Below are 13,798 nucleotides of genomic sequence, written 5' to 3' on the forward strand. Positions count from 1 at the left end.
CCCAACGGCTCCGAATCCAATTACGGTAACTGACACTATTTGACTCACTAAACTATAGTAGCCCTAACATCCCTTGCATGATTCAAAATCATTGCCGCTGCGATAATAATATCATTCATGCGATGATGCATTACGCTCCCATGGCAGCTTTTGCTGCTATGGCTTATACAGTAGGTCAATATGGCGCTCACTCCTTACTTGAATTGACTGAATTACTGATTTGTTTTTACTTAACGTGCATTGTATTTATAGTGGTCCTGCTCGGCAGCGTACTTTATTTTGTTTTAGGCTTAAGTGTATTTAAAGTGATCCAGTATTTTAAAACGGAAATTTTTATTGTTTTTGCTACCTCATCTTCTGAAACAGTGATGCCTAATTTACTGGAAAAATTAATCGAATTAGGTTGCGATAAATCAGTGGTCGATTTAGTGATACCAACAGGTTATTCTTTTAATCTCGATGGGACTGCAATTTATCTTACCCTTGCTGCTTTATTTATCGCGCAGGCAACAAACTCGCATATCACTCTTGAACAGCAAATCTTTTTATTGCTTATCATGATTATCAGTTCAAAAGGAGCTGCCGGTGTTACAGGAAGCGGTTTTATTATATTGGCCAGTTCCTTAGCAGCTATAGGTACGATCCCTGTTGCAGGAGTGGTTATAATTCTTGGAGTAGACCGCTTTATGTCTTCAGGGAGATCCTTAACCAATATGATTGGTAATGCCATTGTTGTATTGATTATTTCAAAATGGCAAAAATCGATTAATATGAAGCGAGTTCATGAAAAACTAGCATAAAAAAAATACTATGGGTAGCCGCCTGGTTGCGTGCAGCTGAATCGTCTACACATCGCTGAAAAACCAGCCCAGCTCTATTCCGACGTCCCGCGGCTGTCTGCGTGATCCAGAGGATCTACCCTAATCACTGGACCCGGGACAAGCCGCAGGGCGTAGACAGCAAGAGTAGGTCGGACCTTGGCCCAACAAGCCCAGCAATCGTATCCTGGGTTCAGGTCTGTAAGACTGGAACCCGAGGTTCACTCCACTACGCTTGCTCAAAATCCTTTACCGCCTGTTTAATGCGCAGTAAAATTAAACATTTCCCATTTAGAGATTAATATGCCAGGCAATAACATCCGTGATTTTTCTTTTTTTATACAAAATATTCATTTGCCCCAATCAATTTATTTTCCAAAAAATGACTACGAGCTAGTAGCTAAAATTATGGCTTATTTTCATACAGAAATCGTAGTTGACAATGTTTCGGATACAGATATGCCTGCACTTGCAAAAATTTTTGAAGAATATTTTGAAAATAATCCTCTTATTAATAAATCCATACAAGAATTTATTGATTCATTATTAGTAATACTGGTTGATAATGATAAATTAGGATTGCTTACTATCTTTAGTAATATAGGAGATGCTACTAGACAATTAGAAATTTTATTAGCGCCACATCATACTCACTTTGCTCGTGCCGCGGAGCCCAAAAACCTTCCTTTATTTAACTCATCTTCAACTAAAGAAATTAAGAAATGCGGAATATCCATCACGAGTGCTACCGACCTTTTTCCAGAGAAAAATTTAAAGCATGCGAAAGATCTAATTTACGGACTAGAATTTAATCAAAACGTCCCTGTAAATGAATTGAAATTAGATTATCTCAATGACCAAATTATTTTGGGAAATAACCTTGATGTTAATAGAATTTATTTTCAATTATTCATTGATCGATTACAAGAAAAACTAAATTTGTCGCGTAGTGATCTTTTTACTAAAGAAGACTTCATTGTTTTTCTCACCGGTGGTTCCGGTGAACGCTCCCGTGCGCAAATTAAGCTAGGTAATCTTTTTATAGAGATTGCATGTGGAGGGAAAGGTTCTCTTGCATTCGATATATATTATATTGATAACAATAGGAATGTACTTCTTCCATTGATGAACTGTATGAGACCACGTTATAGTAGAGCAACTTTTGACTATGAACATTGCCTCCCTTTTTCGGCGAGTATGTTTGGTTTGCACACGAGAATGGATAATAGATTGCCACCAAGTTTAACCCGGGATATGGCAAAAGACCGGGCAAAAGATAGGTTAGAAGCCGATGAACTAAATAATTTAATTAACTTAAGAGAAATATTTTTAGGTTTAGCATTGGGAAGAACAATTTGCGATTTCCCTAATTTAAAGCAAGAATTAAAAAAATTCTATGGCGCAGCAGTTCAAAATAATGTAGCTCCGAATAGCTCTTTTTTTAAATCCTCAACAGCCACTTTTTCTCCATTATTAAGCAACGAATCACAATTGAAAATGTAAACCCCACTACTAAGCTTACCTTACAAATTCATCAGACTTAGCAAGCCTGGGTAACACGCAGTGAAACCCGGGTTCTGGTCTTTTACAGACCTGCACCCAGGCTACACGATTAAGTGAGAGCACTTGTCTGTTGTTTTTCGGGATCGTGCGATGAAGAGAACACCTCTGGTTTAGATAATCCAAAAAAGGTTCCGTTATAACTTGAATTCGTCATGACTGGTTCTGTTCCTGTTTTCATTAATCTTAAGAATGCATCATAAGCTGCCTCAACGTTGTTGAGCGAGGTTGCCACCTGAACACGAGCTACTTTAGCGCTTGAGGCTTCATCTATTTTTGTCTGGCTTGTGCTTAAGTCAATTGTGAGTGAGAGTTCCTCAAATGTTGCCATAGCAGGATTCAAAGCGATCATGGCTGATAAACTGTCCCAAAATTGTAATTTATCATAAAATAATTTCTCTCCCATCCCTTGTAATAAGGACGTTAACATATCTTTGACCAGTTTTAACGAGGGTAATGTTTCCTTATCCAATCGTGCATAAAATTCTCGGGTCATAGGCATTTGACAAGTAATATCGATTGGAACAAGGTTTATGGGAAGATTTTTTGTGGTAAAAACAAGTTCTGCGGCTTTTGGATCAGCGTAAATATTCCATTCCGCTAGGGTATTTTCTGTATCAGGAAGCAGATCTGAAATATTTCCTGCTACTTTTACAGCGCCTCCCATAATAACTATCTTTTCAATTTTTTCGATGCAATCAGGATGAGCAGATATCAGCTGAGCAATATTAGTTAAAGGGCCAGTGGCTACAATCGTTATTTTTTCATCACTGGACATTAACGTGTCATACATTAACTGAACTGCAGAATCGGTAACTTGAGAATCTGCTATCGTGGGCACATCAGTATTATTTAAAATGGTATTTGCTTCTTTATTAATATATTCGGGAAAAGGAGTCCCGTGGTGATCCAAGGCAGAATTAATTCCATATGCAACAGGGATTTTTGCTGAAGGTTTTAACATCCGACATACTCGTTTCATATTTTCAGCACCGATTTTAGTAGTCGATTCTCCATATGCCACAGTGACGGCAACGACATCTGCATTAAGCAGCAATAAACATAATGCCATTATATCTTCATAGGCAGCATCACCATCATGTATTACTTTCATTACACATCCTTATAATATTTTTAAACGCGCTGTATGCTACGTTAAATTCATAAAAATTTCTGCATGTCCCAAATGGAACGAAATAAATTTATCTGGGGAATTTGGGGAAAGTTCCTTTCCTAACCTAGAAATCGACCGTTCCTTCTTGAGCTATTCAATAAATAGCAATACTTGCGTATGAGGCTTTGCCTGTCTATATTTAAATTAGTTTTTGTTCAAAAAATACTCATTAATTCGAAAAAATATATTTCGTGAGTGTTATTCTTCTGGATGGAACGAATTATGGCACATGAAGAACTTTTTAAAGAAATTGTCGAATTAATTAAAAGACAAGATGTTGATGGCGTTAGAGATATTTTAGCAAAAAATAAACATATAAAAGAATTACCTACGTTAGTTGATGATGAAGGAAATACGCTATTTCATCATCTGATAAAATCAGGCAATCTATCGCTCATGAGAGCCAGTCAAACTTATGAGAGAGGTTTCGGCGCCAGTTATGTTATAAGAAATAAAGAGGGTAAAACGCCTTATCAATGTGTTGCTGATATTGAAGACGCGCAATTCAGGGAGGTTGCCGCTCAAGTTTTTGGCCCGTCTTGGAAGCAAGCACATATTCTAAATCAATTTATCGTGTATTTAAAAATACAACATCAGCTTAAACCCAAGGAGTACAAGGAGGAGGATATTACAGCCATTATTGATGTGCTAAACGAAGGTCATTGTAATGGACTGTCTGCTATTTGGCTGGAGTTATGGCTAAAAAATAAAGAAAATAAATATTATGAGTTATTCTCAGACATTATTTATTGGGATTGTTCTATTGAACAATTAAGCCAAGAGTTAAAATCAAAATTTGAAGTCGCCATTTCACTAACCAGAATGTATCAAATGGATCGGGAAAAATTCAGTCATGAAAAAAAACAAGTAGCCCAGTCACAAAAGGAAGTAAAAGAGAAGATACGTCAAGAAAAAGAGCGAGAGACTGGCCAGCCAGTATCAATTGACGAGATCGAATTACCAGAAATATTAGCGGATCCTGTTTTTTTTAGCCGATATCAAAAGGCTTGGCATACCTATGTAGACACATTAAATGAAGAAGCATCTTATCAAGGACAATTTACCATCACTTCCCTCGCTTTTTTACTCGGTCAATTAGGAGATCAGGAAAAAGGAATGGCTTTTCGTGCTCATAATCATGTAATTTCTGCTGGAATCAAGAATGGGACTTTATATCTATTTGATTCAAATTATGACAAGCAAGCAGGGAAAGAAACCATTCCTAGAGAATTCAATTTAAGAAGTCCTAGTGGGCAAATAGACGCAGCAAAAGAAATTTATAAACAACTTTATTTTAGAAAACCTCCTGAAATAAATACCTTTTTTGAGCTTGATAAAGTGCATATTCTCGATTTGAAGGAGCGCCCCCGATATACCCATTATCCGAGTAACACTGATGTTAAAAATAAAGCAATAGAAGCGCAAGTACATGCGTTTTATAAAAAAGTTGAAGAAAATAATTTCACTGAAATTGATCCTTTTGAATTTGCTCGTTTGAGTAATTATTTTGATTCTGTTTTAAATCAGACCGAATTAGCCAATTTATATGAAAAAACAGTTTTTAAAAAAGAGCTGATTAATCAAATCACCCAATTAAACCGTTGGGATTCTATTTCTCCTTTGATTGTATTAATTGACACGTCAAATAATGAAAATGCATTAAACTGCTTATTAAGAAATGGGGCGGATCCGCATCTCATAGTCGGACATCAAAGTGCTATTGAAGCAGCCCGAAAGGAAAGAAAGGAAAATTTAGCACAATGTATGGAAGAACATATTAAACGAATGTCTGTTCCTGCTGAACATAAAAAGCAAATGGAACTAAAATGCCACATGAATGTTATAAAGATACCCGCCAACGAACGAGAACAAAATATTCTTGCTGTCCTCAATGTATTGAATAGTTCTTTACTGAACAATAAGGACAATACAATCCCGGTTGTAGTGCAAAATATCAAAGCGATTGTAGAGCAGATTGATCCTCGCGATACGGAACATATTTCTGAAAAAATTAAAGAAATTAAAGCATTAATTAAAACTCACGATAAAGATACAGAAGACAATTCTTATGTTTTAAACATTCTGGATGCATTTGAGAATGTTACAAATGATAATTTCAGAAGAATTCGTGAATCACTTTCTTTAGTCCCGGAATTTAAAAAAATTATGGATGCTCCTATGCTGGAGTCCCGATCTTCTTTGGGATAGTTTATCAGTCATGATAAACCATCCCCAAAAAATCTTTATAAGCAGCATCACCATCAATGTATTACTGCAAATCCTTATTATATTTTAAACATAGTGTATGGTATGTTTAAATTCATAAAAATTTCCCCCCAAATAGAACGAGAACAAATTGTGAAGCAGGCTAAGGAGCAGCGTGTATGCCAAAACTAAATACTATTGACGGTTATTATGATCCCTTAAAATTTATCAAAAAAAATCATACCAAAGAGGATCTTATTAATGAAAAAGAACTCATTGACTATCTAAACAGTGCATATCGTCATGCTTTAAGGAAAATATTACTTGCAGCCCCTGCTTCTTTTGCAGAAGCATCACCTATATATGCGCTTTGTATTGATGTCATCTTAAACGGCAATGATTTAACCCAAGTAACAGTAAAGGAGATTGAAGAGCAAATAAATAAAAATAAAGAACTGCATAAATTAAAAAATTTAAAGTCAGACACCCCAGATTTTGAAAAACTCCAATTAATAAAGGCTGTCACCAAGACGCATCAAACCAATTTAGTTATTGATGAACATGTTGTTCATTATGTAAATAGTACTCTCGCTCTTGAGACTCTATTAAACAAAGAATATAAATATGGATTTTTTGCTACTCAAAAAAGCAATTTGGCACATAAAGAAGCTGTTACGGCACTTAAAGATGCTCTAAAAGAAAATCCAGTCGATCTTTTAGCGCATTTATCTACCTTACGTAAGGGTGAATTAGGCGGCGCTATCAGAGCCTTTGTAAAACAGGGTCTGGCAGATAAGTTATTGAATGGCAAAACAGTTCATACGGTAAGCGATTTTATAACGGCATTACACGAACAAGCGAATCTTAATTCACCGCCAACAGCGGGCCTGTCTTAAAGTAACCTTGTTGTTTGCAACCAGGAGTTTTTACCAGCTGCAATACTGTCTTTGATCACATCTCTGCCTATGTCCTACGGCTTGTCTGCGGAACGTCGGAATAGAGCTGGACTGGCTTTTCAGCGATGTGTAGACGATTCAGCTGCAAGCAGCCAGGACTGATGATATTTTAATATTATTTTTTTGTATCAGTACTATTTGGCGTTGCTTTTGGCATCTCTATGGTCGTTTTAGGCGCCTCTATCGTTGTGCTCGGAGTCTCTTTAATTACCACAGGTGTCGTGGATGTTGTAGTCCCAAGACTCTCCCTAAAGAAATAATATGCTGCAATAGCGACAAGAATAACAATTACTACGATGGCAACAATTGCAACACTACTACTTGCATCATTTCTAGCCATTATAATCTCCCTGTAGTTATAAACGTAGCAATTCAAGTGTGAGTTTATTGCTCAACCCTAATAAGTATAGGATAATAACCAAGCTGAATTTACATGATAAAACTTACCAGTAAAAAGATTGAATCATCTCCTGTAGCTCAAAAAAACACAGTTTATGCTGCTTATTTCTTTAGCAGTTAGTCTCATCCTAAAATCCCCCGAAATTAAGAATATAAAAATATTGATTTTCCCCTCTACAGACTTAATGACTTAGTAGTAAGAAGGAGAAAATGGTGCAGGATTAAATTGTCGCTCCTCTTGCATTTTATCTTCATCTATTATTTGCTCAACTTCTTGAATCGGTTTATTCGAGTGTGTTTCTTGTTCTTGAGATGGAATCGTTTGCCGTGCTGGCTCCTGTTTAGGCATTAGTCGAGCCATTTTTTGTGGACTGTCAATAGGAGCAGTAACTTCTTCCTTAGGTGCAGGCAATTTCGGGGATTGCTCTTGATAGCTCATTCCGCGCATACATCGTACTTTTTGCAAAGCTTCCCAGTTTTCTTCCCAGCCAGTAGCAAAACCATATTTCTCTTTAAACCACCTCATCGCATGCTCTAATTGAAAATAAGGTTTGATGAGCGTCTCTGCAAGAATGTGTCCATTTCCCTCATCTGGGCCTTTTGCAAAATAAACGGTTGCTTTCCTTTCTTTTAAATCACCGGTTAAATCGATTGCAACCCACCCTCTCCATGGCCCCATATCTCCGGTCTTAAACGCGGTGAGTGGCTTGCCATTTTCATCTACTTCAAGTTGAAAACCCAAACATTCAGCGACATATTTTAAATCTCTGGGATCAGACACAGTCTCTTTTGCCCAAGGGTCCTGGGTCATCCGAATTTGAGGATTAAAAGCATACTGTAATGTTTCATCGTTCATCCAGGCTTGCACAAACAGTGCATAGTCTTTCGCAGTAGTAGTTAATGTATTTGCTGCGCACGGCTTTTTCCCAAAACTGCTGTGGTTCATATGTAACGGATCAAACACATATTTTTTAGCAAGCATATCAAGATTCGCGGTATGGCCACGTTTTGCTACTTCCTCAAGAATTTTGGGCAAGTAGGGATTAAGCTCCTGAACATCAGTAAGCTCTTGTAAATTACAATGGAGTGCGTTTAAATCTATAGTGCCAGATTTTCCCACCCCAGTAATATCAAAAATGGTATACCGTAAATTGGGAGGATAGATTGAAACATACAGTATATTTTCTGCAAAAAAATCATTTTCCGACATTAAAGCAAGCTTAGGCTCGTGAAGTTTTTCAATCACTTTTTGCAAATAAAATAAGGGAAATCCTGAATACCGATAATATTCTTGGCCGGGTTCAAATTGATGATTCACTTCATCTTTTCGATTCAAATCAAATCCTGTTTTATGGGCAAGAATCATCGCTGGCGTCAATGCATTAATGCGTGCTGTATCTTCTTCAGTAATTTCTTCATCATCTTTCCATTTAAAACCATGCTGTTGGCAAAAGTCCTTAAAAGGCAAAATATCATTAAGCCTCTTCATATCTAAAGAGAGCTTGCCAGCTGCCACAAGCTTTAAAACAAGATAAGTAAATACGGGCTTACTCAGTGACGCAGCGCCAAAAACCGTATCGTTATTCACGTCCCCATAGCCCTGAGTTTCGGGCATGCCATGGCCCATCACTGTCGCCACACATACTTGTTCTATCTTGGCTTTCTTCCTAATCCTTTCTACCTCAGCCTCTGTGCTGTTGGACTTAAAGAGCAATGAACTTAAATCTTTTAGCGAAGCCATTAATTGGATTACTTTTGTTTGCATGTCGTCTCTCCTACAATGTTACATTTCAATTCTTCAATAAATCCATTGTATCGAAACACTAAGCGTCAGTTGTATAAACTTTGTATAGATTGAATATATTTAGAAAAAAATGAGTGGGAATTCTAGGAGAGCATGACTACACTAATATGAAACTGCATAGAATATAAATGATGAACATAAACATACTGTTAGTTGAAGATAACCTCAAATTAGTCAAGTACTTAAAAAAAATGCTTACAGATGAAGGATATCATATAGCGACCGAATCTCGGGGCGATAGTGCTGTCTATCGTATCATTAGAGAACAGCCTGATTTAGTGATTCTTGACATCATGTTGCCTGGGATGAATGGCGAACAAGTTTGTGAAACGGTACGTGATGTATATCGCGGGAAGATATTGATGTTAACGGCTTTGAATACAGAACAAAACGAGGTAACTAGCCTTAAACTGGGTGCGGATGACTATGTGACTAAACCGGTTAAAGAAGAGATCTTAAAAGCGCGAATTACTGCGCTTTTAAGAAGACCCAACTTAATTGCCGAACCTAAAGAAATTCAATTTGATAATTTGGCGATTAACTTAATAAAAAAAAGCGTCAGCTATTGTGGAAAACCTATTGATTTAAGTCCAAGTGAGTATGAGCTACTTGCTCTATTAGCAAAGAATGCTGATACTGTTTTAAGCAGAGATAATATTGATTACGCATTACGGGGTAGAGAATACGATGGTGTAGACCGAAGTATTGACCTTAAGATATCCCGATTAAGAAGGATATTAGGCGATGATCTAGACAATCCTTATCGAATTAAAACGATTTACGGAAAAGGATATTTATTTTTATCGGATTCATGGAAAAAATAAATGATAAAATTATATCTAAAAACAATTTCCGCTTCACTATTAATTCTATTTCTTATTCTTTTGGTTTTTTATCTTTTCTTTACTCATTCCATACGAACAATGTCTCAAAAAACTCAGGACATTTTAGGGATAGGTAATTTTTCGATACTCGAGCACATAGTACTCAAATCAAACACATCTATTTCGAAATCCAGTAAGGAACTAAAAAAATTATTGCCGCGGAACACTAAGGCGGCACAAGTGATTGATATGAATTCCCTACCCTTTACAGATAAAGAAAAAGAACAATTAATTGCGGGTAATATTGTTTATAAAGATGCAAAGAATCGTATGTTTTTGACGTATAGTATTCATGATGTCTATGCCTACAAGCGAATTGACAAGAGCTCTTTTGTTTTAAAAGTGCAGATGGGGGCATCGATCAATGACGTGGTTAAAGGTGCGACCTATTTGATGCGAACACTTATTTTAAACACATTAAAGACTCTCCCGATGAGTAAATGGGAAGATGCATTAGATAAACTCCAGCTTCAGTATCAAATTCCCTTAACACTCACTTCAATCAACAATAACAATATTTCTCCTATCGCAAGAAATAATTTAATAGATAATGATGTAGTTTATGATATCCCTACAGATGAAAAACCGATAACGACTGTTTATTTTAAAATTCCTGGTAGTGACAAAATAATAACTGTGGGGCCGTTAAACTATCCCTATTTTTCACTTCGATTATCTGAGATTCAAATATATTTTGTGATAACAATAACCCTTTTGACTGTTTTTGCCGTGGCAGTTCTCACATGGCTATTTAGCAGGAACAGCGCAAAAATATACAGATTAACGCAAGAGTACAGCCAAGGTCATTTTAACTATGATGTGCATCTAAATCGCATTTCAACGTTAAGAGGTATCTATGAAAATGTGGTTGCTATGGGTAACAAAATAAATGTACTGATGCAATCACAACAAAATATGGCACGATTTGTCGCCCATGAAGTGCGCACTCCCTTATACACCATACAATTGGCCCTTGATTCGTTAAAAAAACTTAAGGCTCAGACTGCTGAAGAGCAAGAACATATTGAAAGCATCGAAGAAGACATACAAGAATTGAATCAGTTGATTCACACTTTTTTACTCTACTCCCAGAGTACGGCACACGAACTTAGAGTAAATAAGGAATTGCTTAATCTACGCCAATGGCTTGAGAATTTATTAAAAACGTATCAATCCTATGAAGTAAACGTACTGTTTAATTACCAACAAAGTGACAATGAGTTGCTATTTTTTGATCCAAAACTCTTATATCACGCCGTAACTAATCTCATTAGTAATGCGCTAAAACACGCACATAAGGAGATACTAATCAGTTTGGAATATCGAAATAAATCAGTAGTTATTCGCATAGATGACGATGGTCCAGGTGTACCTGAATGTGATAGAGAAAAAATAGTGGAACCCTTTACTACATTAAATGCAAGTGACACAACAGGAAAACACATCGGACTTGGTTTATCCATCACGAAATCCATAGTGAGTTTACATGGCGGGATACTTGCAATAAATGATGCGAAAACCTTAAAAGGAGCGAGTTTTAGTCTTATTTTACCAAGATAACTTGACGCTACCTTGCTTGTCTTAAACAAGCAAGGTTCCATAATACCCCACCAAATTCGCGATAGTGACGGTATTGGCGTAATTACTGCACGTGCTGTCCTTAGTCATATTCCAGTTAAATATTCCAGCTAAACCAATGTATGGAGGATAATCAGGATCACAATTTGTTTCCTGGACATCAATTCCATTAGCAATTTGCTTTTTAGGATAGCCTATAGCAACAAGTGCATTAAAGAAATCTTTACCCCAACTGCCGTCAGCAAAATAAGTTTGAATGTTAATTAAATCAAAGCTCCTGGCATTTAATATATCGACCTGTGTTGCTGCAATTCCACCGGGCTCATCATTATTTCCAGCAGGAGTGATAGTGAGATAATAGGGTTTGCCATCTTGCAGTGATGCATAATTTAATGCATTTCTTAAATTAGCAATCACCCCATCGAAATTGGCCTGAGGAATGGAACCGCTGGAATCACCTATGCTTTCATCATCAATATCAAGGCCATCCAGATGATTGCTGCGAATAAACTGAATCACGCTGGGTACGAAAATATTGGCATGATTCACATAGTCATTATTAATATAGGTCCAATCCTTTTTCCCCCATCCCAATGAAATTAAAATCTTTATATTCGGATTACCAATACGTGCTGATTGTACCAATAAAGCCAAACGCGCAGGCTCATTAGGCTGGCCTTCTTCGTAGGTAAAAATTGCACCGTTTTGCCATGCATAAGTGTGAGCAAATGCCACAAAAATGGCGCTAACCCGATTAAAAGGAGGAATAGGAACTTGATTTGGCGGTAACCATTGTCCTGCCCCAAAATTATAAATTGGGTAATAGGTACCGGCGTAAGGAAGGGGAAATTGGCTGCTTGGAAGTTTTTTTGTTGCAGTCACCTTAATACGATTATTTAATACGGGTACAGAGCACACCGCTCCGTTATAGGCACAGACTCGCGGCATTAATGTGATCTCAGCATTTTGGTTAATTCCTTGTAAAGAGACTATAAAGGAACAGGTAGCTCCTGCAGCCAAAACGGTACAGGTATTGCTGCTTAAAGAGACGTTCAGAGTATTTGCTGTTGCTCTATAGTTAGGGTCAACTGTAAGACCACTCAATGTTTTTGACGTAGTATTTTTAGCCGTATAAGTAATATAAGTAGAGCCAACCTGGGAAATAACGATGGGACTTGAGCTGCTTGGTGTAATTTCTACTACAGAAGCAGCTTGTGCCGAAGTCAGGGCCAACATCCACCAGAAACAGTGCGTTTTGAACAATATATGTTTTTTCATCTGCATTCATCCTTGTTAACCAATAGAAATTGCCAGAGTAAACAGGATCCCTTGTGTATAAAGATTTTTAATGTTCAAGCGATCCTTGGAAGTTTGTGCTGGCAAGTTACCTAAAGTTCCTTTGTCCAAATTAAAATATTGATAACCAACAGACGCATGATATTGCACATGATGTTGCTTATCATCCCACAGCAGGTATTCAAGACCCGTACCTAATTCATAGGAAAAAGTCTGTTGTGTATGATTGTTAAAACGGGCTACAGCAGGAGCAGCGCTTAATAAAGGATCGGTCGGCTCTTCATGATATGCATAAAAACGATTCCAGCCTGGACCAATACCGACCAAAGCATAAGGTTTCAAAGCATATTTTGAATAAATTACTTTGGACTCAACCATCAGCGATGCGCTTTTTGCATGAAAATTATAATTCAAGGTATCAAAAAGACCCTCATTGATAAACGGAAATTCCGTTCCTTTTACTTGCCCCAGCTCGAAAAAATATCCCGACACGCCCAAAGATAATTGATAAAATGAAAACCATGGCTTTTCAAAAGTATGATTTGCCCCTATACCCCAAAAACCTTGCCAGTTTGTTTTGGTATTGGTTTGGTAGGCATTGGTAATGCTCTCATTAATATCAACCAGGCGCTCGTTTTTAAGGGTCGAAAAATTGGGACCTCCTGAAACAAAGAAACTGATTTGATTGGCATTTCCAGAACAAGAAAACATAAAAAAAATACATAAAGTAACAAGCTTTTGCAGTTTAACTTCCATATCTATTTAGACCTTTAAATTGTGAACATTTTCCAAAACAATATTATCTGAAAAACAGGCAAGTTTTAACTTTATTTTGCCGGGAATAATTTGACGTTGCATTGCTTAAACAAGCGGGCTGGTTCAAGCATCCCCATGGGGGGCGTATCTGCATATAAAAAATAGAATCATATTAAAGAGAATAGATAAAACTTTATAACTTAATCCCTTTATTCAAATAGTGCACTTGCTTACTACGTCCCGCGGCTTGTCCCTGAGAGAACCACGCGAATTTGGATGTCACTTTATGTTTTTAAATGAACGATACTCAACGTTCTACGTACCGCGCTTTATGCCTGAGGACTCCCCAGATAGGAGCAAAGAAAGAA

At 37.0% G+C, this 13,798-nt stretch carries 11 protein-coding genes; 6 read left to right on the plus strand and 5 right to left on the minus strand.

The features are described 5' to 3' along the window. The first annotated feature begins 77 nt into the window (after positions 1-77). Positions 78-800 carry a cation:dicarboxylate symporter family transporter gene (locus A8O27_RS10455; protein WP_235810582.1) on the plus strand — a complete coding sequence of 241 codons (723 nt, stop codon included), beginning with the start codon at positions 78-80 and terminating at the stop codon, positions 798-800. A 321-nt stretch (positions 801-1,121) separates the two neighbouring features. Continuing rightward, a complete protein-coding gene (locus A8O27_RS10460; RefSeq protein ID WP_058460696.1) occupies positions 1,122-2,321 on the plus strand; it encodes a hypothetical protein in 1,200 nt (399 codons plus the stop codon). Positions 2,322-2,430: 109 nt separating this feature from the next. On the opposite strand, the gene A8O27_RS10465 is transcribed toward A8O27_RS10460, so the two are convergent. Then, positions 2,431-3,492 carry a nucleoside hydrolase gene (locus A8O27_RS10465; protein WP_058460695.1) on the minus strand — a complete coding sequence of 354 codons (1,062 nt, stop codon included), beginning with the start codon at positions 3,490-3,492 and terminating at the stop codon, positions 2,431-2,433. Positions 3,493-3,774: 282 nt separating this feature from the next. Here A8O27_RS10465 and A8O27_RS10470 point away from each other — a divergent pair, with 282 nt between their 5' ends. Then, positions 3,775-5,760: a hypothetical protein gene (locus tag A8O27_RS10470; protein WP_058460694.1), complete on the plus strand. Its 1,986-nt coding sequence runs from the start codon at positions 3,775-3,777 to the stop codon at positions 5,758-5,760. 176 nt (positions 5,761-5,936) lie between these two features. Next, a complete protein-coding gene (locus A8O27_RS10475) occupies positions 5,937-6,653 on the plus strand; it encodes a hypothetical protein (RefSeq protein ID WP_058460693.1) in 717 nt (238 codons plus the stop codon). 175 nt (positions 6,654-6,828) lie between these two features. Here A8O27_RS10475 and A8O27_RS10480 read toward each other — a convergent pair whose 3' ends face one another. Beyond that, on the minus strand, positions 6,829-7,053 hold the full coding sequence (locus A8O27_RS10480; RefSeq protein ID WP_058460692.1) for a hypothetical protein: 225 nt from the start codon (positions 7,051-7,053) through the stop codon (positions 6,829-6,831). 249 nt (positions 7,054-7,302) lie between these two features. Beyond that, positions 7,303-8,877, minus strand: coding sequence for a serine hydrolase (locus A8O27_RS10485; RefSeq protein WP_058460691.1), 1,575 nt, complete (start codon positions 8,875-8,877; stop codon positions 7,303-7,305). 167 nt (positions 8,878-9,044) lie between these two features. Between A8O27_RS10485 and A8O27_RS10490 the strand changes: the two genes are divergently transcribed. Both A8O27_RS10490 and A8O27_RS10495 read left to right on the plus strand, forming a co-directional pair. Then, positions 9,045-9,740: a response regulator gene (locus tag A8O27_RS10490; RefSeq protein WP_058460690.1), complete on the plus strand. Its 696-nt coding sequence runs from the start codon at positions 9,045-9,047 to the stop codon at positions 9,738-9,740. Beyond that, complete coding sequence (locus tag A8O27_RS10495) at positions 9,741-11,360, plus strand: ATP-binding protein (RefSeq protein ID WP_058460689.1); 1,620 nt, start codon at positions 9,741-9,743, stop codon at positions 11,358-11,360. Between the two features lie 21 nt (positions 11,361-11,381). On the opposite strand, the gene A8O27_RS10500 is transcribed toward A8O27_RS10495, so the two are convergent. Together A8O27_RS10500 and A8O27_RS10505 are read right to left on the minus strand one after the other, a co-directional pair. After that, positions 11,382-12,656 (minus strand): glycoside hydrolase family 18 protein, encoded by a 1,275-nt coding sequence (locus tag A8O27_RS10500; RefSeq protein WP_058460688.1) that lies wholly within the window; start codon positions 12,654-12,656, stop codon positions 11,382-11,384. 15 nt (positions 12,657-12,671) lie between these two features. Further along, entirely contained in the window at positions 12,672-13,430 is a 759-nt protein-coding gene (locus tag A8O27_RS10505) for an outer membrane beta-barrel protein (protein WP_058460687.1), read from the minus strand. Positions 13,431-13,798 lie beyond the last annotated feature (368 nt).

Origin of the sequence: Legionella bozemanae (assembly GCF_001648595.1) — a bacterium.
GTDB classification, from domain to species: Bacteria; Pseudomonadota; Gammaproteobacteria; order Legionellales; family Legionellaceae; genus Legionella; species Legionella bozemanae.